This window comes from Mycobacterium sp. ITM-2016-00317, assembly GCF_002968295.1.
Taxonomy (GTDB): Bacteria; Actinomycetota; Actinomycetes; order Mycobacteriales; family Mycobacteriaceae; genus Mycobacterium.
Window position 1 is genome coordinate 4,577,914 of sequence record NZ_CP134399.1, and the last position, 20,162, is coordinate 4,598,075.

Genomic DNA, 20,162 nt, shown 5'->3' on the forward strand with positions numbered 1-20,162 from the left:
CTGGTCCCTTCCAGCCGCTGGTCGGCCGGCCTTGACTCTGTGTCGGACACGCACACTTTCTCCCCGACGATCTCCGAGGCCGACACATGGTTCAGAGCCGCGCGCGGACCCCATGGGTCTCGCGGCAGCCGCCGAACAGGCATCTGGACGACAACTTCAGTGAGAAGCAGGCCACCCAGTTTCACGCATTCGCGTTGGGCAGCGCCGCCGGAACGGCGAACCCCCTCCACACCCCGAGAGAAAACCGCTCATGACCGCTCTGGACAGTTCGCCGCATCCGCTCTACGCCAACATGTTCGACCCCGGCGCCGGTCCGCCGACGATCACCGAGGCGTTCCTGTCCCAGGTCGACCGGCGCGGGAACGCGCCCGCCATCCTGGACGAGCGGCTCGATGTCGTCTTCACGTGGCGCCAGTACGGTACGGCCGCACGGCGCGCTGCGTCGGGCCTGCGAGTCATCGGGCTGCGCCGCGGCGACACCGTCGGCCTGCTGCTGACCAACCGGCCCGAGTTCCACGTCGCCGACATCGCCGTCCTGTTGGCCGGCGGCACACCGTTCTCCCTGTACCAGTCCTCGGCCCCTGAGCAACTGGCCGAGATCCTGTCCAACTCGATGTGTCGCGTCGTCGTCACCGAGCCGCAGTTCGAGTCGACGTTGCAGGCTGCGCTGAGACTCGTCGACGCCCCCGCACCACACGTCGTCACCGTCGGAACGAGTTCGTGGACGTCACTGATGGCCACACCACCCGCCGAACCGGACCGTCATGCCGGTCTACCGACCGACCTCGCCACCGTGGTCTACACCTCCGGCACCACCGGCACCCCGAAGGGCGCCGAACTGACCCACCACGCCATCATGACCACCGCCACGCATCTCGCGAAAGACCTAGGGGTGCGCCGTGACATGCGGTCCATCTCGTACCTGCCTATGGCGCACATCGCCGAACGAATCGCCTCCCACTACCTGCCGATGATCACGGGTTCCAGCATTGTGTGCTGCCGCGACGCCCGACGCCTGCTGCCGCTGCTGAACCAGACCCAGCCGGAGATCTTCTTCTCCCCGCCCCGGTTGTGGGAGAAGCTCAAGGCGGCCACCGCACGGGCCGTCGAGGCCGGTGTCGACCCTGAGGTGATCCGCGACAAGATCGGCCTTGGACGCATCGAGGTCGCCCTCGTGGGTGCGGCGCCCTGCCCGCCTGGTGTCGTCGACTACTTCCGCTCGATCGGTGTCCCGTTGCGGGAGATCTACGGGGTGACGGAAACAGCGGGCGTCGTCTCGATCTCCACCCTCGACGATGCCGGCTGCGTCGGTATGCCGTTGCCGCACAACGAAATCCGTGTCGCCGAGGACGGCGAACTCTTCGTCCGCAGTGCAGCGGTGATGCTGCGCTACCGCGACCGGCCGGAGGCGACGAACCTCGTACTCGACGCGCAGGGCTGGTTGCGCACCGGCGATATCGGCCGGATCGACGACGACGGCAGGATCTGGATCCTCGACCGCAAGAAGGATCTGATCGTCAACAGCAGCGGTGAGAAGGTGTCCCCGGCGAATATCGAGGCCCGGCTGCGTGATGCCGGTCCGCTCATCGAGCATGCCTGCGTCATCGGCAACGGCCGGCCGTACAACGTGGCCCTGATCGTGGTCGACCCGGGACGCGCGGCACAGTATCCGACCGGTGATGCCCTGGCCGCGGCGGTGCAGGCGCACATCGACCGGGCCAATCAACGGCTGTCGCGGGGCGAGCAGGTCACGAGATTCGCTCTGGTGACCGAGACATGGCTGCCGAATTCCGACGAACTCACCGCGACGATGAAACTCAGGCGCCGGGCGATCGTACGCAAGTACGTCGGCCAGATCGACGCGTTGTATGCAGTGCCGTTGGCGGGTCCGGACCGGCGGTGAGGTTTACCGTGGGGAGCGCCCGTTCCCCGCGTCGCCCGGAGGATAGCCATGCCGTCAGCCGACAGTCGTCCGTCATCGTGGCCCTGGCTGCTGGCCTCACGCGTGTTCGCTGTGCTGACCGTCGCGGTGGTGGTCGTGCTGTTCGGGACCGCCGGTCGGCTCGTCCAGGCCCACCAGCTCGAGGACATCCACGGCGCCGCGGCGATCGCGCTGCACATCGCTTCCGGCGGTCTGCTGGTAGCGCTGGTCGGGTTGGCCTACGAGCGCAGGCGCGGCTGGTGGGCCGCCGCACTGGCCGGTGCGCTGTTGGTGTTCACCTTCGTGCAGGCGGCGCTCGGCGAGGGCGCGACGCTGACCCTGCACATCCCGGGCGCGCTGGCCGTCAGCGCGGCCACGTTCTGGCTCACGGCGTGGCTGCTCGCCAACTGACGGACTCGCCGAGGTGGTTTCATCGCGCACCGATCGGACAATTCCCCCGTCATGGAACCCGAGAATGCCGCCACCCCGAAGGACGCCTCTGAGGCCACCGAGGAGCAGCGCGACCTGCAGGAGCAGTTGGACCACCAGGACGACGACCCGGACGCGCCGGCGCGAGGGCAGACCTACCGTCAGGTTCCCGGCGAGAACTGAGAGCAACGTGAGCACCTCGGACCAACCGAACTATCCGCCGCCGGCCGCGGAGCGGGGCCGGGTCGAACCGGTGCCGCGGCGCATCCGCGGCTACCTGGGCAGCGAACTGGTCTTCGACACCACCGCGGCGCGCTATGTGTGGGAGGTCCCGTACTACCCGCAGTACTACATTCCGCTCGCCGACGTGCGCACCGGGCTACTGCGCGACGACGAGCATCCGCAGCGGGTCCAGTTCGGCCCGTCGCGGTTGTACTCGGTGGTGGCCTGCGGGCGGACCGCCGACGGGGCGGCGCGGGTGTTCGACGACGGGGACGGCCCGGTCGCCGGGCTGGTCAAGTTCGAGTGGGACGCGTTGACGTGGTTCGAGGAGGACGAACCGATCTATCAGCATCCGCGCAACCCGTACGCGCGGGTGGACGCACTGCGCTCGCACCGCCACGTCGTGGTCGATCTGGACGGGGTGCGTTTGGCCGACACCCTAAGCCCGATACTGCTGTTCGAAACCGGGCTGCCGACAAGGTATTACATCGATCAGACCGACATCGCCACCGAGCCTCTGGAACCGTCTGACACGCAGACCGTGTGCCCGTACAAAGGGGTCACCTCGGCCTACTGGTCGGTGCGGACCGGCGGCGGGTTGCACGCCGACCTCGCGTGGAGCTACCACCATCCGCTGCCCGCGGTCGGCGCGATCGCCGGCCTGGTCGCCTTCTACAACGAGAAGGTGGATCTCACCGTCGACGGCGTACGACTTCCGCGACCGAAGACCATGTTCGGGTAGCTCTCACACCCGGTCGGTGATGTCCGCGTACTCCGGGTGCTTGTCGATGTATTCGGCGACCATCCAACAGGTCGGCACGATGCGTAATCCCTCGTCCCGGGTGACGCGCAGCGCCTCGCCGACGAGAATCGTTGCCAGACCTCGACCTTGGAACTGCGGCGACACCTCGGTGTGCGGGAAGACCCGCCGGCCGTCGCTGTCGTGGTAGTCGGCGAGTCCGACTTCGCGGCCGTCCACCGCGATCACGAACCGTCCGGGTTCGCGGGTGACGGTGGTGGCGGCCCCGGTGCGGTCGGGTGGAGTTTCGGCAGTCATCTGTTCACGATAGATCCGTTGCCGGTCACCGCCCTCGGGCCGCGTCACCGCGCAGCGTCATCACCGTGCTGGTGACGGCCGCGGCGACCTTGCCGTCGGCGCGGACCACCTCGCAGCTGTAGTGGGTGATCGTCCTACCGCGGTGGGTGGGCCACGCCGACGCGGTGAGGGTGTCCGCCCAGACCGGGCGCAGGAACGCCGCCCGGATGTCGATGCTGGTGAATGTCTCACCGGGCTGCATCAGGGTGGAGTGCGCCGTGCCGATCGCGGCGTCGGCGAGCTCGACGAGGAAGCCGCCGTGCACCGTGCCCTGTTGATTGCCGTGCCGGGCCGGATCGGTGCTCACCCGCACCGATGCGGTGCCCTCCCCGACGGAGACGATGCCGAAGTCGAGGAGCTCGGAGATCGCCGTCGGGTAGCGCAGGTGGATCGGCGGCGCGGCGTCGGCGCCGCCGGCGATCAGTTCCTTGAGGTGGTCCAGCACGGGCAGCGCGGCGGAATGCGGCATGGCCCGACGGTAACGAGCTGGCATAGTGCAATCAAAGAATTGTCCTACAGACAAGGTGGACGTCGGTTGCGCATTCACCGCCACGTCGAGGTGGCCGACGACATCGCCGCGCAGATCCGCGCCGGCGTGTTACCGGCGGGCACACGACTGCCCACCCATCGCGGGCTGGCCGCCGAGCACGGCATCGCGGTGGCCACCGCGACCAAGGTGTACCGCGTGCTCACCGAGGCGGGCCTGATCGTCGGCGAGCCGGGCCGTGGAACGTTCGTGCGAGATCTCAGCGGGTTCGCCGGGCTGGAGCCACGGCGCGCGACACCGGCGAACCGCGTGGCGGACCTGTCCTTCAACCAGCCGCTCACCCCAGGCCAGGGGGATCAGTTGCGACGCGCGCTACGCGAGCTTGCCGCCGAGGGGGATCTCGAGGCTCTGCTGATGCAGGAACCGCCCGGCGGGCGCACCCGCGACCGGGCGGCGGTGGCGACCTATCTGCTCGGTCACGGCATCGACGTCCCCACGCAGGCCGTGGTGCTGACCGCCGGCGGCCAGCAGGGACTCGACGCCGCCCTGGGCGCGGTGACGACGCCGGGATCGATCGTGGCCGTGGACGCGCTGACTTATCCCGGCGTCAAGCTGGTCGCCGCCGCACGCCGCCTCGAGCTCGCGCCGGTGCCCGTCGACAGCTCGGGGATGGACCTTGATCACCTCGAGCGGCTGTGTGCACGGCGGCCGGTGTCAGCGGTGTACTGCACTCCGACACTGCACAATCCACTGGGTTTCGTGCTCGGCACAGCAGAGCGGCGGCGGCTGGCGGCGCTGGCCGCCCGCCACGATCTCACCATCGTCGAGGACGGGGTCTACGCGTTCCTCGAACCCGGATTGTCACCGATCGCGACGCTGGCGCCCGAGCGCACGTTCTACGTGGGGTCGATGTCGAAGAACCTTGCGCCCGGCCTCCGCTTCGGCTTCGTGGTCAGTCCGCGGCAGAGCCGTGAGGCGCTGATTCGGGCACTGCGCGCGGGCAGTTGGGGCACCTCGACGGTCGCGGTCGCGCTGGCCACCCGGTGGCTGACCGACGGGACGGTCGAACAGTGGGAGGCGGCGCGGCGCGACGACGCCCGGCATCGTCAACAGCTGGCCCGCGCCGAACTGACTGCACTGGGCTATCACGGGCATCCGGGCTCCTACATCGGTTGGCTGCCGCTGCCCGAGGAGCTGCGCAGCGACGTGCTGGCCCGGCAGCTGGCCGAGGCGGGGATTCTGGTGTCGACTGCCGACGCGTTCGCGACGACCGGCAGTGTCCCGAATGCGATCCGGTTGGCGCTGGCCACCCCGCGTGAGGGCGAGTTGGTGCATGCGCTGCGCGAGATCGGCAGACGCATCCGCGCCCATCTGCCATCGGCGTGACTCAGGCGGCCTCGCGCTCGCGAACGTGCCGCTTGTCCGAATCCGGTTTGCCGTCAGCGTTTTTCCGGTGCGGCTTCGCGTCCCCGGGTTTGGGGTCGCCACTTTTCGTGCCGTCACCCGGCCGCGGCTTGGCCGGAACCGGCGCGCGCCCGGCGTCGTCGTCGCCGGGGTCCTCCGAGGCGACGTCACCGCTGTCGTCGACGTGTCCCCTCCGCACGTCGTCGGTCGGCGGTGACGTCGCCTCGGTGTCGCCGGAAATCTCAGGCTCACCCGTAGACGATTTCGCCTTGTCCGCAACGGATGTGGCCACGTCCTCGTCGCGCGAGGGCGCCTTCGTCTCGGCGCTCCGCTCGATGGTCGGCTCGATGGTCGGCTCGGTGGTCGGCTCCTCAGTGCCGGGCATCCCCGGGATCTCGGTTCCGGGGTTCGTCGGCCCGGGACGGGTGGCTCCCGGCGGGACGGGGATCAATGCCGAGCACAGGCCGCACTGGGTGCCCAGCACGAACGGATTGAACGCGGTGTTCAAGCCCCGGATGAACCCGGTGATCGTGTTGACGATCATCGTCAGGCTCGGCAGTTTGATCCGGCTGAAATCCGGTGTTTCGGTGAGTGATTCGAAGAAGTTCTGGAACGGTGCGCCGATGTCGAGCCTGGAGTTCTGCTTCGACCAGGATTCGGTCTCGCCGTCGGGATCCTTGATGTCGCACAGCCCGTCCGTCGTGCAGGTGATCGGGTTCTCGACCTCCGGGAACGTGTAGCCGCCGGGCGAGAAGAGCTCCACGATGTGGCCCAGGTTGAACATCTTCGACAGGAGCTGGCCGGGGCGGTCGCAGCCCCCGGTGTTGAGGCCGGTGCACCCCACGTCCATCGGGAGCTGGGACGCCGCCACCGTCGCCAGGATGTTGCCCAGCCCCACCGAGAGCGCGGGGAAGGGCAGCAGCACGTTGACCAGCGACTGGTACCGGGCGATATCCGCCGCGTCGGTGCCCAGCACGTTGAACGGGTGGTAGACCCACCAGCTGCCGCCGTACTCGAGGTCGGCCGTCAACCCGACCACCTCGGTCTGATTCAGGTCCACGCCGTCTCGGGAGTTGACGAAGGCAAATCCGCTGTCCGAACGGTCGCCGAGGTTGACGTCGCCCTGCCCGAGGGCGTTGAAGAAGTTGTAGGGCACGTTGGCCAGCGCGATGAACAGGTTCGCCGGAATGTTGAAGATGCTCGGCGCCGCCTCGGCGCGAACTTCGGCCGTCTGTGCGGGGCTGTGCGCGCCATCCGCCGGCTCGCACAGTGCGGTGGCGGTCGGGGCGCAGGACTCGACGGTGGCCGCGGCGGTGAGGGTGACGTCGATGCCGGCAGCCCGCACCTGGGCCGGCGGCGCAGCGACCGGGGCGACCGCGATGGCGCCCGCGCCGAGCAGCGCGATGCCCACGCTGACGAAGGAACGGCGCAATGGCATCGGCACCCCTTCCGGTGACGGATGTGAACGGCGAACAGCACTGAAGATAGCCAGCAATCTCCAAGATCACAGCAATCTAACGCCGGAAAATTGACCATTCTTTCAAGATCAACAATAAGCGCTGCTCAACGCCAGTGTTTAATAGCGCTAATAATTGCGGATATAAGCTACCCAGCAATCTCCATATTGACGCCTGTGAAATGTCTGTCAGGGAGCGCAGCTATCGGGTGAATCGCCGTTCATCACGGCGTCCACGAACTTCTGCACATCCGTCAGGGAGGGGGCGATGACGCCCCGATGGTCCAGTCCGGGATAGACCCGGTAGTCGACCGCGACGCCCCTGGCACACAAGGCCTTCGCCAACTTGTCGACACCGGCCGGGGACACCGCGGCATCGGCGGTGCCCTGCACGATCATCACCGGCACCTGCGGGGTGAGATGAATCGGGTCCTGCGCGTCGAGGTATGCCCGCAGCCCGCCGACGTCAGCGTCGGGTGCGATCACCTGCGACGCCGGCACGGTGGGGACGGCATCGATCTGGCGGACGCACTCGGTGCGGGCCGCGGTGAGCAGCGGGCGCGCCTGACTGGTGAAGATCGCGTCGGGATCGATCGAAGGATCCACCACCGCGGCGCCGAGCACCAGCAACGGGAGAAACCGTTGCACCGCGTCGACATCGACGCGACCCTCGCGGAGCAGATCGACGCCCTGGCCCATGTCCACCCCGCCGGGCGCGATCGCCACCACCCCGACGAGATCGAGGTCAGGGTCACGGGCGGGGCCGTCCTGGGCGGTGAACAGCGCGGCCTGCCCACCCTGGCTGTGGCCGACAGCCAACCACTCGGTGCCGATGCGGGGATCGAGATGTCGTGCGGCGCGCACGATGTCGGTGACCGTGTGCGCTTCGCTGACACCGTCGACGTAGGGATGCCCACCGGGGGTGCCCAATCCCTGGTAATCGGTTTGCACGACGGCGAACCCGCGGGTGAGCCAGCTGTCGAGCATGGGGTGGACCACGCTGACGTAGTCGTGGACCAGTCCGTCGACGGTGTCGGCCGACGGAGCGCAGGTGTCGGCGTAGCCGGTGGTGCCGTGCGCCCAGCTGACCACCGGCCAGCCGGCTTCCGGCGGCTCGGTCGTCGGGACGGATACGGTGCCCGACACGACAATGGGCTCGCCGTGCGAATCGTCGGAAACGTAGGTGATCAACCGGGTTTCGGCGGCACTGGGCAGAGCCGCGGCGGTGGTCAGCGGACGTGCGGTGAGCAATTGACCGGCCCGCAGTTCAGGTTCAGGTCCGGGTTCTTCGGTGGCGCTGGAGCAACCGGCCAGGAGGGTCAGTGCCGCCACCGCCGCGAGCCAGGGCCGCGCCCGCTCAGCCATCGAGCGACTGCCGACGGCTGGCCGCGATAGGGCTCTGCGCGGTCAGGCCGCCGTCGAGAACCAAAGTCTGGCCGGTCATGTAGCGAGACTCGTCGGAAGCGAGGTACACCATGGCCCACCCGATGTCCTCGGGAGACCCGATCAGGTCGAGCGCATTGTGGCCGCGGATCTCGGCGATGGCCTCTGCCGACAGATTGTTCTGCAGCGCGGGTGTCATGATGGCGCCCGGAGCGACTGCGTTGCAGCGCACACCATTTCGCCCGTACTGGGTGGCGATGTACTGGGTGAGCCGGATGACGGCGGCTTTGGCCGCACCGTAGGCGCATTGCAGGGTGTCCCCTGCCAGGCCGGCAACGGACACGGTGTTGATGATCGAACCACCCCCGTCGGCGATCATGTGCGGCAGTGCCAGTTGGGAGGCGACCACGGTGCTGCGCGCGTTCAGCGCCATCGTCCTGTCCCACTCGGCAAGGTCGAGATGCAGAAGATCGAGGTCCTTGCGGGGATTGCTGCCGCCGACGTGGTTGCAGAGCACATCGATGCCGCCGAACTCGGTGACGGCGCGATCGATCATGACCTTGATCGATCCCTCGTCCAGCACGTCGACCGCCGTGCCGACTGCGCCGTCACCGATCTCGGCAGCAGTCGCGGCGGCGGCGTCGGCGTTGAGATCGGCGATGAGGACCGAGGCGCCCTCGGCGACCATCAGCTCGGCGGCGGCGCGCCCGATGCCGCTGGCCGCACCGGTGATGACGACCCTCTTGTTCTTCAGACGGTTCTCCGACATTGTCCCCAACCCGTCGCCCCCAACCCGTCGTTCGCACGCGGCCCTCTGCCGCTGCGCTCAAGGCTAGGCCCGGCGTACACCGGAGTGGGCGCATCTCGGCGTCACGGGCACCCCCAAAGCTTTCCATCGCAAGCAGCCGAGTGGTCGGACCGCGGTTTGGGTACTCCGGCCGGGCTGGGTACACATCGGCGTCGGAGGTTCCTCATGAGCGCGGCACCAACCCTGAAGAAGGGCCTCAACCAACGCCAGCTGACCATGATCGCCATCGGCGGGGTGATCGGCGCCGGCCTGTTCGTGGGTTCGGGCGTGGTCATCGGCGACACCGGGCCGGGCGCGTTCCTGACCTACGGCATGGCCGGCGTGCTGATCATCATGGTGATGAGGATGCTCGCGGAGATGGCGGTGGCCAATCCGTCGACCGGATCGTTCGCCGACTACTCACGCAATGCGCTGGGTCAGTGGGCGGGATTCTCGGTCGGCTGGCTGTACTGGTATTTCTGGGTCATCGTGGTGGGCTTCGAGGCGATCGCCGGGGCCAAGATCATCCAGTACTGGATCGACGTACCCCTGTGGTTGTCCGCGTTGATCTTCATGGTGCTGATGACGGCGACCAACCTGTTCTCCGTCGCGTCCTACGGTGAGTTCGAGTTCTGGTTCGCCGGCATCAAGGTGGCCGCGATCATCGCGTTCATCGCGCTGGGCGCGGCGTTCGTGTTCGGCCTGTGGCCTGACAAATCTGCGGACTTCTCGAACCTGACCAGTCACGGCGGCTTCATGCCCCTGGGCTTCGGCGTGATCACCGTGGGCATCGTCACCGTCATCTTCTCCATGGTCGGCGCGGAGATCGCGACGATCGCCGCGGCCGAGTCCCAGGATCCGGAGCGGGCGGTGGCCAAAGCCGCCAACTCGGTGATCGTGCGCATCCTCATCTTCTACGTCGGGGCGGTGCTGCTGCTGGTGCTCATCGTTCCGTGGAACGACGAGAGCGTGGCCGCATCGCCGTTCGTCGCGGCGTTCACCGCGATGGGCATTCCGTACGCCGACCACGTGATGAATGCCGTCGTGCTGACCGCCGTGCTGAGCTGCCTGAATTCGGGCATGTACACGGCGTCTCGGATGCTCTTCGTGCTCGCGGCACGCCGCGAGGCGCCCGCGGCACTGGTCAAGGTGACTCGGCGAGGGGTGCCGGCTAATGCGATCCTGGCGTCCTCGGTCGTCGGCTTTTTCTGCGTGATCGCCGCGGCGGTGTCCCCCGACACGATCTTCGCGTTCCTGCTGAACTCCAGCGGCGCGATCATCCTGTTCGTCTACCTGCTGATCGCGATCTCGCAGATCGTGCTGCGCTACCGCACCCCCGACTCCAAGCTGCGGGTGAAGATGTGGCTGTTCCCGGTACTTTCCGTGCTGACCGCGGTGGGGATCGTCGCCATCCTGGTGCAGATGTTCATCGACAGCGCGCTGCGCTCCCAGTTGGTGCTCAGCCTGCTGTCCTGGGCGGTGGTGTTGCTGCTCTTCGCCGCGAACAAGTGGTTCGTCAAGAAACGCCCGAGGCCCGCCGACAGTGCCACCGACCACCCTCCGGCCGGCGCGCCACACCGAGTGTTGGTGCTTGCCAACCAGACCGTCGATTCCGACGAGCTGCTGGCGGAGCTGAACCGCATCGGCGCCGATCGGGACGCGCAGTATCTGGTGGTCGTCCCTGCCAGCCCCATCGATACCGGAGCCGCGGCCACGCACGGGCCGCGCGACGTCTCCGAGGCGACCCAGGAGGCTGCGACCGCCCGGCTGGAGGTCACGCTGGCGGCGCTGCGTGACGAGAACCGGGCAGTGGACGGCGAATTGGGTGACTACCGGCCACTGCGTGCGCTGGCGGACGCCGTCGAGAGATTCAGACCGGACCAGATCGTGATCGCGACACTGCCGCCTGAATTCTCGATCTGGCAGCGCTTCGACGTCGTGGACCGCGCCCGCATCCAGTTCGACGTGCCGGTGACGCATGTGGTCGCGAAGTCCGTTGTGGGCAACAGGGTTCCGTGATGACGATCATCGCGGGCTTCAGCGCCAGCGGTCACGGGCCTGCGCCGCTGCATCTGGCTGCTCAGCTGGCCCGCTGCACGGGAGACAAGATCGTCGCGGTGGCGGTCGTAGAGCGGCACTGGCCGCGGAGCCTGGATCCGCTCGAGGGCCAGTACCTGGATCATGTCGGCACGCAGGCCCTGAAGTCGCTCAAAGAGATGGTCGACCAGCTCCCCGGGGGTTTGGAGGTGTGGGCGATGGTCCACCAGGCCGCCTCCGTGCCGGAGGGGCTGACCGAGCTCGCGGCGGAGATGAACGCGGACATCGTCGTCGTCGGCTCGTCCTCGTCCGGTCTGCTGGGACGGATCGCCCTCGGCAGCGTGACCGATCGGCTCGTCCACACCGCCGCGATACCCGTGGCCATCGCGCCGCGGGGCTACCCGGCCCAGAGCACGCAGGTGGAGCGGCTGACCGTGGCGTACGGCGGGCAGGCCGACGAGGTCGGACTGGTCGCCACGACGGCCGAACTCGCCGAGCGGTGGTCGGCGCGCCTGCGAATCGCGTCCTTCACCGTACGGCCGGTGACCATGTTCGGCGGCTCGATCGAAACGAGTGCCGAGGACCTGGTGGTCGAGCAGTGGGCTCAGCGCACCGAGGACAACATCATCGGCCAACTGCAGCAGATCCGTTCGGGGGTCGGGCTCGTCGCTGCCGACGTGGTGATCGGTGCCGGCGCGACATGGCGGGACGCGGTGGAGGCCGTCAGCTGGGAAGCAGGGGACGTCCTGGTACTCGGCTCCGGCGCGGCAGGCCAGGCGGCCCAGGTGTTCCTCGGCTCGGCCGCGGCGAAAATCCTCCGGCACGCGCCGGTACCGACGATGATCGTGCCGCGGCGCGAGGCAGGGTGACCGGGGCTCCTCCACGAAGATGAGACGGTCCGGCCTTTACGCTCTCCCGCAGGCAGCCATCGTGCAAGGCTCGCCCTATGTCATTTCGAGTGAAGTTCGGACGCCACGAACAGCCCGGTGAATACGGCGACGACGACACCTACGAGTTCCTCGACAACGGTGTCCTGAAGCTGTCGTTCCAGAAGCCGGCGCAGTGGGACGAGTACTACGCGCCCGGCGCGTGGTACCAGGTGATCGCCGAGGAGAAACACCGGCCGGGCGGATCGTAGCCCGATAGACAGTTCTGATCGATGCGGCTGCCGGGCGTGGCCGCGAGTCGCGCCTGCACCGGACGGGCGCTTCACGACCGTGGCGGTCCGGCGGCCGTTCGTCGTGGGTCTTTACACCTCGGTAATACAGCGTCCCTACAGTCGGGCAGCGAGGCCGACTACACCGGAAGGCATTTCAGTGGACGCGATTTCGAGACGACGGTTTTTCACCGTGGCCGGTGCTGCTACAGCGGGTGCGCTCGGGTTGGCCGCCACAGCAGCGACGGCGTTCGCTGCGCCCGAGTCTGGCTTCGACCCCACGGTATGGCGTGAATACGGCGATCCCCTGGTCGGCCCTACGGGCGTCGGTCCACTCACCGGCGACACCGTCGCAGTCAAGGACCTCTATACCGTCGCGGGTCATGTGGTGGGTGCCGGTAATGAGGTGTGGCTTGCCGAGGCACCGGTAGCGACTTCAACTGCCCCGGCCGTCGAGGCGTTGTTGGCAGCCGGTGCGGCGGTCGCGGGCATCAGCCGGACCGACGAACTCGCCTACAGTTTGGCGGGCACGAACGGCCACTATGGCACGCCACCCAATCCTGCTGCACCCGAACGCATTCCCGGGGGCTCTTCATCAGGGTCGGCCAGCGCGGTGTCATTGGGGCAAGCGACGATCGGTCTGGGTACCGACACCGGCGGTTCGATCAGGATTCCGTCGTCGTATCAGGGTCTGTACGGCATCCGCACCACCCACGGTGTCATCTCGCGGGATGGGCTGATACCGCTGGCTCCGTCGTTCGACACTGTCGGATGGATGACGCGGACGCGGACGGAGCTGGTCAGGGTGGCAGCCGTCCTGGAACCGGATCTCTCCGCGGCGATGACCTTCCCGCGTGCGGTGTACGCCGACTCGCTCATCGCGCTGGCAGATGCGGAGGTGGGTTCTGCGATACGGCGTGCAATCACCGGCTGGTCGTCGGAGCTGCCCATCGCACCCATAGATTTCGACGCGAGCCAATTGCCCCTCTGGGTCAAGGCGTTCCAAACCCGCCAGGGGTGGGAGGCGTGGCAGGCACACGGCACGTGGATCGAACGGCACTGGGAGTCCCTCAACCCCGATGTGCGCTCGCGTTTCGAGGCCGCGGCCAAACGCACTCCAGAAGAGCTGGCCGACGCCGATCGCGTCCTCGGGGCCGCGCGGGCCGCGATCGACGGTGCGCTCGGCGACGCGGTACTGATACTGCCGTCGGCGTCCTCGGTGGCACCCCCTCGGGACAGCGCCGCGCTGGGCGGTGACGTGATCGAAGACATCCGCGCGCGTACCTTTCAGTTGACCTGTCTGGCCGGGATCACCGGGCGTCCAGCGGTCAGCAGCCCGCTGCCGGTCACCGGCCCACCGATCGGCATCTGCGCTGTCGGGCCGCTGAGGTCCGACCGTGCGCTCGCCGGCTTGCAGGTGAACGGATCCTGAGGCCTGGGTTCGACTCTGGCGTCACTCGTGCCGCGACCTGAGCACCTCGCGGGTGGGCGACGAGGGCGGAGTTAACCTGCCATCGGCAGCGACCCGAACGTCGAGTCATTATGGGCGAGTCAGGATTTGCTGGCGTCGATGAAGCCGTCTTCTTTCCCGCGAGATTCGCGCAAAACGCCACAACACCGAAGAACCAATCGCTACTGTGCAGTAACAACCGCGACCTCGGCGTGAGTCTCGTTCTGAGCGGCTGATTCTGAGCGGCTGACTTGCTGGACCGTCGATGTGGGGGCATATGCGACATGAACGTGACCCGTGGCCGGTGTTCGACCGCCGCGGGTTTTTCTACAGAGCCGCCGCAGTGGGAACACTCGCGAGTGCCGGATCTGTTTTTCCGACGACGCTGCTACCCAGCCGGGCGGTCGCCCAGCCGGGCACTCCACTCGCGGCCGTCGACGCATTCACGCTCGATACCCTGCGCGGAACGATCGTGATGGTCTTTCCCGGACCTGACGAGTGGTCGCGGGTACAGGGCACGCCGCGGGACGACCCGGGGATAATCGAGTGGGGCGCTGCCGAATTCATGAAGGACCTGTTCGACCGCTACCTCGCCGCCGGCGATCAAGTAACTCGGCCCGTCACACTGGCGCTCAGTGAGGCCCTGAACGACATGGGCGTTCCAGCGCCGCCGTTCCTCGGCGTGAGCCGGGAACAGGGACGGACCATCGACGAGGCGATCGGGTATGCATACAGCGATCGGGTGCTACCGCTGTCGCTTCCGATCGCGTTGATCCTCAACCTCGGCGCAGTGGTGATCGCGCCCAATTCACTGGTGGGCCCGCTGGGTTCACCCTTCTCCCGGCTCAGTCTCGGCGACAAATGCCGGGTTCTCCAACTTGTCGAACAGCCGCTTCCCGAACTGGTATCGATCTTCGACCAAGGCTTGCCGGTGCCGTTGGAAAGTTCGCTCTCGGGCTTCCTCCGCTTCGCGGGCGGGATCATCCTCGAAGCCTCGGCCTTCGGCGTGTACTCCGAGATGGAGCTCTGGGACCGCCAAGCCCGCCGCGTCACGGCCAGGCCGGTGTCTTGGGATCTGATGAGCTACCGTCCGAACGGCCTGGTGGACGGGCATCCCGAATTTCTCGGGTACTACCAGGGACGTACCGAGGTGGCGACCGATGCGTGACGTCATCGTGATCGGCGCAGGTGGTGGTGGACCGGTGGTCGCTGCCGAGTTGGCTGGACGCGGGCTGGACGTGCCCCTACTGGAGGGAGGCCCGCGACACGCCGATCCGGAGTCTGAATGGTCGCACGCCGAGAACGACGCGAACAATCCCAACGACGGATTTTTCCGCTTCGGGCCGCAGGACCGCGCCAAGCCGGCGTGGTTTCGCGAGTGGACAGCCAACATGTACGTCTGGCAGTTGTCGGGCGTCGGGGGCACCACGGCGCACTACTACGGCAACAGCCCCCGGCCGTATCCGGGCGTGTTCCAGGGCTACTCGGGCCCTGACGCGGCCGCCTACGACCGCGTTCACGAGTTTCCGTTCGGCTACTCGGAATTGGTGCCGTATCTGGAGTGGGTCGAGGCGACCCTGCCCGTACTGACCGCGCCGATGGGCACCAAGGAGAGCATCGTCTACCGCGGCTGCGAACAAGTCGGTCTGCCGGTACAGACTTCTCTGACGACGACTCGCAATTCGTACCGCCCTCAGCAGAACGCCATCCTGCAACCCGGCGGCAATGCGGGCCGTACAGACAGGGCCGACCTCCTGACTTATCCCGCGGCTACCGGCTGCACCTTCTGCGGCCATTGCTTCCAAGGGTGCTACCTACCGATCCGTGCGCCCCGCAATCTCAAGGCCAAACGCTCCACCGACAACAGTTACGTGCCGCTGGCCCTGGCCGCCGACGTGGTGCGAAGCGGCGGCAAATCCATTGAGCTGCTAGCTGATTCCTTTGTGATCGCCATCAATCACGAACAACGCGGTGGCGTCACCACCGCGCGCGGTGTCACCTGGCGTAACAACAGCACCGGCGAGACCCACACCGAGGATGCTCACGTCGTCGCGCTGTGCGGTGGTACAACCGAGAGTCCGCGGTTGTGGTTCAACAGTGGTCTGCCGAATCCGAACGACTGGGTGGGCCGCGGCCATACCGATCACTACTTCGACTGGGTTGTCGGCAGTTTCGACGAATACACCGGCAATTCCAAGGGTGCTAATTCCTGCGCCCGCGTGGACTTTCCCGGACGAGGCAGCATCGAGATCGTCGGCCTCGGCCCGGCGATTCAAGCGTTCACCATGAACCTGTCCGACAGCGGCGTGCGTGGTGTCTACAACAACGGACGTGGCTTCACGGGGCCCTGGGACGGACCCACCGGTCGACTGGTGGGCAACGAACTCAAGGACCTGCTGATGGGCGGTGTCGACTCGCTACTCAACTTTCTGGTCATCACCGATGACCATGTGCAACCGGAGAATCGGATCACGCCATCGATTTTTCCCGCCGATGAGAACGGTGCGCCGGCCAAGATCAACGTCACGCTGCGGGAACGCGCGGCGCGGACCGTGGAGAACCGTGAGTTCATGGTGCGCCGGGCAGCCGAGATCATGCGCGCGGCAGGCGCGAAGAAGGTCTACCGGTTGGATTGGGCGCCTTTGCTTCTCCATGTGCATTCCACGATGCGCATGGGGACCTCCGACCGCAATTCAGTGCTGGATGCCAACGCAGAAGCGCGCTGGGTGAAGCGTCTCTTCGTCGCCGATAATTCCTCGCTCGCCAATTCGCTCGGCGGGCCCAATCCGACGCTCACCACGCAGGCGCTGGCCACCCGGACCGCTGAGAAGATCTTCCAGATGTACTTCGGCGGCGACTCGTGGGTGGACAAAGAATCGCCCGTCGTAAGCACCGACTCTCGAATCAGCGCCCGTTTGGCGCGGATGGGGCTGTAGCGAGCACCTGCACCGCAGGTCTCGCAGGGTCTGCCGGCGTGAGCAGCGCACGGCTCAAATGACGCGGTAATCCCTCCGAGAGACCCTAACCAGGGCCCCCCAGTCGGAACTCGAACCGACACTGTGCGGACTTGACCCGCTTCCTCGGCTCCAAGCCCGGTGCGGTAGAGAGGTCAACCCGCAGAGCCCACATTCGTCAGCAGCACGGCTGCCTCGTTGTAGGGAAACGCTCGGTAGAGGAGGCGAGAACGCGGTATGACCAGGGCCGCGGCCTCGGCCTTGCTTACCACCCGTGGATTGGCGAGCGCGACAACCCGTCCACGCTTGCGTAGCACCGTCGGCCCGCCGGCCAGCACGTTCTCCAACCAGTCCGTCTGTAGGCCATAGCCGACGAGGATGGCGTAGCCATCATGGGTCTTGAATACCAGAAGGGGCGTTCGATATCGCTTACCCGACGTCCGCCCGACGTGCTCGAGCGTTCCGAGGTTCGGAAGCCACGGTGTGATCGTGCGAGCCGCCGGATTGGTGACTCGCTTGTTGAATTCTGCGATTCGGCGAGGCACGCGCATTCTCGGAGTCTAGGTATTGGTCGACGTTCCTCGCTGGCGCGGTGCTGACGCAGGGCGGTGCCAACGACGGCGACCGCTCGAATGTTCTCGAGCGCAATCGGCCCCTACCTGCAGGAACACCGGTGCCCCCAGTCGGACTCGAACCGACACTTGGCGGATTTTAAGTCCGCTGCCTCTGCCAATTGGGCTATGGGGGCGTTGTGCGTTCAGAGCATAATTCAGGCCGATTCGGCCTCGTCCGAGCGTCCTGACCACCGCAGCGCGCTCGAGGGACTTACCCAGCGCATTGGCACGACACTGAAGCCCTTGCTGAGAAGATGGCCGAGCGGCAGCAGCAGATGCGAGAGCGTCGAGCAGTCCTTCTGACGTACGCGCAGGACTGCCGTAGTCCGTCCTTGAGTAGTAGTCGACCGACCCCAGGTGAGCATCGCTGCCTCTTCGCGCTTCAGACCTTGACTCGACGTTCGTCGACTCCGATACCCGCTGACCAGGCACTGCCTCAAGAGCCTCGATGAGGCCTACCGTCGATGACATGAGCATTCCCGCCTTCACCCTCAACAACGGCGTCGAGATACCCGAGCTCGGCTTCGGCGTCTTCCAGACCCCACCCGATGAAACCATCGCTGCCGTCGAGACGGCGCTGCAGACCGGCTATCGGCACGTCGACACCGCTGCGACGTATGGCAACGAGCGCGAAGTCGGCGAAGCGATTCGCCGATCGGGGCTGGCCCGCGACGAGGTCTTCATCGAGACCAAGGTCTGGATCAGCGACTTCGGCTACGACCAGACGCTGCACGCGTTCGACAAGGCCGCAGGCAAGCTCGGCGTCGAGCAACTCGACCTGCTGATCCTGCACCAGGCTCTCCCCGGCGAATTCGATCTCACCGTAGGTGCGTACAAGGCGTTGGAGAAGCTCTACGCCGACGGCGAGGTCCGCGCGATCGGCGTCTCCAACTTCATGCCGCGCCATCTCGACAAGCTGCTCACCGAAACCGAGTTGGTGCCGGCGATCAACCAGATCGAGGTACACCCGTACTTCCGGCAGTCGGAGTTGCTCGCGTTCGACACCGAGCACGGCATTCTCAACCAGGCGTGGTCGCCGATCGGCGGCATCACGTTCTACCGGGACGGCTCGCACAACTCGACGCTGGAGAACCCGGTGATCGGCGAGATCGCCGCCGCGCACGCGAAGACGCCGGCTCAGGTGATGCTCCGGTGGCACATTCAGCAGGGCCGCCAGGTGATCCCGAAGTCGGTGACGCCCTCGCGGATCGCCGAGAACTTCGACGTCTTCGACTTCGAACTGAGCGCCGAACAACTGGCTGCCATCGACGCACTGGACACCGGCATCCGCGGGGGCCCGGAGCCCGAGGCCATCACCCGTGAGACCTACGGGATCGATATCCCCGAAGCCTGAGGAGGATTCATGCACACACGCACGCTCGGCCACGGACTGGAGGTTTCGGCCATCGGTCTCGGCGCTATGGGGATGTCGCAAAGTTACGGCCCCAATCCCGGCGACCGCGACGACATGATCGCCGTTCTTCGTTACGCGGTGGAAGAGGCCGGAGTGACGTTCTTCGACACCGCGGAGGTCTACGGGCCGTATGTCAACGAGGAACTTGTCGGCGAGGCGTTGGCGCCGCTGCGCGACCGGGTGGTGATCGCCACCAAGTTCGGGTGGAACATCGTCGACGGGAAGACGGTCGGCACCGATTCGCGCCCCGACCAGATCAGGCGAGTCGCCGACGCGTCGCTGCGGAGGCTCCGGACCGACGTCATCGACCTCTTCTACCAACACCGGGTCGACCCGGATGTGCCGATCGAGGACGTGGCGGGCACGGTCGCCGAACTCGTCCAGGCCGGCAAGGTACGGCACTTCGGGCTCTCGGAGGCCGGGGCCGCGACCATCCGACGCGCCCATGCTGTGCATCCCGTCACGGCGGTGCAGAGCGAGTATTCGCTGTGGACCCGGGATCCTGAACCCGAGGTGCTGCCCACCTGCGCCGAACTCGGCATCGGTTTCGTGCCGTTCAGCCCGCTGGGCAAGGGGTTTCTGACCGGAACCGTGGCGGCCACTTCAGAATTCGCGGTCGGCGACATCCGCGCCACGATCCCCCGATTCGCCGCCGACAACATCGCCGCCAACGAGGCATTGGTGAGCGAGGTGCGAAAGCTCGCCGACGCCAAGGGCTGCACGCCGGGTCAGATTGCGCTGTCCTGGCTGCTCGCCCAGCAGCGGTGGATCGTGCCGATTCCCGGCACCCGCCGCCGCGGCCGGGTCGACGAGAATGCCGAAGCCACTCGGGTTGCGCTGTCGGCCGACGAGGTCGCCGACCTTGACGCTCTCGCCTCACGGGTCGGGGTGCACGGCGACCGGTACAACCCCGCCGGAATGGCGATGGTGGGGTTGTGATGACCAGAAGCTGGCCGAAAGACCAACTCGACCGCCTGGGGGCGGCCGAGGAAATCCGCATCGCTGGGCGTCGCCGGGACGGCTCGCTACGCAGGCCGGTGATCGTGTGGGTGGTGCGGATCGGTGACGAGCTCTTCACCCGGTCGGTCAATGGCGCCGATGCCGGGTGGTTTCGAGGAACACGGGCACGCCATGAGGGTCACGTCAGCGGCGGTGGAGTGGAGGCCGACGTCGATTTCCTGGGTATCGGCGATGTCGACGACATCGACCACGGTGCCCTTCACAACGCTGTCGACGCCGCCTACCGATCGAAGTACGCGAAGTATCGGGGCCCGGTCGCCGCCATCACCAGCCCGATGGCACGCGCCACCACGCTCAAACTGCTTCCGCAGACACACAACTAACGAGTTGAG

General features: G+C 66.9%; 20 protein-coding genes and 1 tRNA gene. 14 read left to right on the plus strand and 7 right to left on the minus strand.

All coding sequences use genetic code 11. From position 1 onward, the window contains the following. Nucleotides 1–250: 250 nt before the first annotated feature. From C6A87_RS21845 to C6A87_RS21860, 4 genes are read left to right on the plus strand one after another with little or no spacing between them, the layout of a single operon-like run. Nucleotides 251–1,903, plus strand: coding sequence for an AMP-dependent synthetase/ligase (locus C6A87_RS21845; RefSeq protein ID WP_311114164.1), 1,653 nt, complete (start codon nt 251–253; stop codon nt 1,901–1,903). 48 nt (nt 1,904–1,951) lie between these two features. Then, complete coding sequence (locus tag C6A87_RS21850; RefSeq protein WP_311114165.1) at nt 1,952–2,332, plus strand: hypothetical protein; 381 nt, start codon at nt 1,952–1,954, stop codon at nt 2,330–2,332. Nucleotides 2,333–2,383: 51 nt separating this feature from the next. Then, a complete protein-coding gene (locus tag C6A87_RS21855; RefSeq protein ID WP_311114166.1) occupies nt 2,384–2,533 on the plus strand; it encodes a hypothetical protein in 150 nt (49 codons plus the stop codon). Between the two features lie 7 nt (nt 2,534–2,540). Further along, a complete protein-coding gene (locus tag C6A87_RS21860) occupies nt 2,541–3,314 on the plus strand; it encodes a DUF427 domain-containing protein (protein WP_311114167.1) in 774 nt (257 codons plus the stop codon). 3 nt (nt 3,315–3,317) lie between these two features. On the opposite strand, the gene C6A87_RS21865 is transcribed toward C6A87_RS21860, so the two are convergent. Beyond that, nucleotides 3,318–3,629 carry a GNAT family N-acetyltransferase gene (locus C6A87_RS21865; RefSeq protein WP_311114168.1) on the minus strand — a complete coding sequence of 104 codons (312 nt, stop codon included), beginning with the start codon at nt 3,627–3,629 and terminating at the stop codon, nt 3,318–3,320. A 25-nt stretch (nt 3,630–3,654) separates the two neighbouring features. Continuing rightward, nucleotides 3,655–4,053 (minus strand): PaaI family thioesterase, encoded by a 399-nt coding sequence (locus tag C6A87_RS21870; RefSeq protein WP_311118039.1) that lies wholly within the window; start codon nt 4,051–4,053, stop codon nt 3,655–3,657. Nucleotides 4,054–4,203: 150 nt separating this feature from the next. Between C6A87_RS21870 and C6A87_RS21875 the strand changes: the two genes are divergently transcribed. Then, the gene (locus C6A87_RS21875; RefSeq protein ID WP_311114169.1) at nt 4,204–5,541 is read left to right on the plus strand and encodes a PLP-dependent aminotransferase family protein; all 1,338 of its coding nucleotides are present in this window, start codon (nt 4,204–4,206) and stop codon (nt 5,539–5,541) included. A 1-nt stretch (nt 5,542) separates the two neighbouring features. Here the strand turns inward: C6A87_RS21875 and C6A87_RS21880 are convergent, their stop codons facing one another. From C6A87_RS21880 to C6A87_RS21890, 3 genes are all read right to left on the minus strand, one after another. Continuing rightward, on the minus strand, nt 5,543–6,997 hold the full coding sequence (locus C6A87_RS21880) for a hypothetical protein (protein ID WP_311114170.1): 1,455 nt from the start codon (nt 6,995–6,997) through the stop codon (nt 5,543–5,545). A gap of 207 nt (nt 6,998–7,204) precedes the next feature. Then, on the minus strand, nt 7,205–8,380 hold the full coding sequence (locus C6A87_RS21885; protein WP_311114171.1) for a lipase family protein: 1,176 nt from the start codon (nt 8,378–8,380) through the stop codon (nt 7,205–7,207). After that, nucleotides 8,373–9,167 (minus strand): SDR family NAD(P)-dependent oxidoreductase, encoded by a 795-nt coding sequence (locus C6A87_RS21890; RefSeq protein ID WP_311114172.1) that lies wholly within the window; start codon nt 9,165–9,167, stop codon nt 8,373–8,375. The genes C6A87_RS21885 and C6A87_RS21890 overlap by 8 nt, the downstream gene beginning before the upstream one ends. Before the next feature lie 204 nt (nt 9,168–9,371). On the opposite strand from C6A87_RS21890, the gene C6A87_RS21895 reads away from it, so the two are divergent. From C6A87_RS21895 to C6A87_RS21920, 6 genes are all read left to right on the plus strand, one after another. Further along, nucleotides 9,372–11,204: an amino acid permease gene (locus C6A87_RS21895; protein WP_311114173.1), complete on the plus strand. Its 1,833-nt coding sequence runs from the start codon at nt 9,372–9,374 to the stop codon at nt 11,202–11,204. After that, a complete protein-coding gene (locus tag C6A87_RS21900; RefSeq protein WP_311114174.1) occupies nt 11,204–12,091 on the plus strand; it encodes a universal stress protein in 888 nt (295 codons plus the stop codon). Before C6A87_RS21895 ends, C6A87_RS21900 begins: the two co-directional genes overlap by 1 nt. A 77-nt stretch (nt 12,092–12,168) precedes the next feature. Continuing rightward, nucleotides 12,169–12,360, plus strand: a complete 192-nt coding sequence (locus C6A87_RS21905; protein ID WP_311114175.1) for a hypothetical protein — start codon at nt 12,169–12,171, stop codon at nt 12,358–12,360. 79 nt (nt 12,361–12,439) lie between these two features. Next, complete coding sequence (locus tag C6A87_RS21910; RefSeq protein WP_311114176.1) at nt 12,440–13,810, plus strand: amidase family protein; 1,371 nt, start codon at nt 12,440–12,442, stop codon at nt 13,808–13,810. 322 nt (nt 13,811–14,132) lie between these two features. Continuing rightward, complete coding sequence (locus C6A87_RS21915; RefSeq protein WP_311114177.1) at nt 14,133–14,996, plus strand: hypothetical protein; 864 nt, start codon at nt 14,133–14,135, stop codon at nt 14,994–14,996. Then, nucleotides 14,989–16,764, plus strand: coding sequence for a GMC oxidoreductase (locus tag C6A87_RS21920; RefSeq protein WP_311114178.1), 1,776 nt, complete (start codon nt 14,989–14,991; stop codon nt 16,762–16,764). Before C6A87_RS21915 ends, C6A87_RS21920 begins: the two co-directional genes overlap by 8 nt. 173 nt (nt 16,765–16,937) lie before the next feature. Here the strand turns inward: C6A87_RS21920 and C6A87_RS21925 are convergent, their stop codons facing one another. Further along, entirely contained in the window at nt 16,938–17,333 is a 396-nt protein-coding gene (locus tag C6A87_RS21925) for a nitroreductase family deazaflavin-dependent oxidoreductase (protein ID WP_311114179.1), read from the minus strand. Between the two features lie 123 nt (nt 17,334–17,456). Further along, nucleotides 17,457–17,530 (minus strand) — tRNA-Leu (locus tag C6A87_RS21930). A 335-nt stretch (nt 17,531–17,865) separates the two neighbouring features. Here C6A87_RS21930 and C6A87_RS21935 point away from each other — a divergent pair. From C6A87_RS21935 to C6A87_RS21945, 3 genes are read left to right on the plus strand one after another with little or no spacing between them, the layout of a single operon-like run. After that, nucleotides 17,866–18,750, plus strand: a complete 885-nt coding sequence (locus tag C6A87_RS21935) for an aldo/keto reductase (protein WP_311114180.1) — start codon at nt 17,866–17,868, stop codon at nt 18,748–18,750. 9 nt (nt 18,751–18,759) lie between these two features. After that, nucleotides 18,760–19,749, plus strand: coding sequence for an aldo/keto reductase (locus C6A87_RS21940; protein WP_311114181.1), 990 nt, complete (start codon nt 18,760–18,762; stop codon nt 19,747–19,749). Continuing rightward, nucleotides 19,749–20,153, plus strand: a complete 405-nt coding sequence (locus tag C6A87_RS21945; protein ID WP_311114182.1) for a DUF2255 family protein — start codon at nt 19,749–19,751, stop codon at nt 20,151–20,153. The genes C6A87_RS21940 and C6A87_RS21945 overlap by 1 nt, the downstream gene beginning before the upstream one ends. The last annotated feature ends 9 nt before the right edge of the window (nt 20,154–20,162 follow it).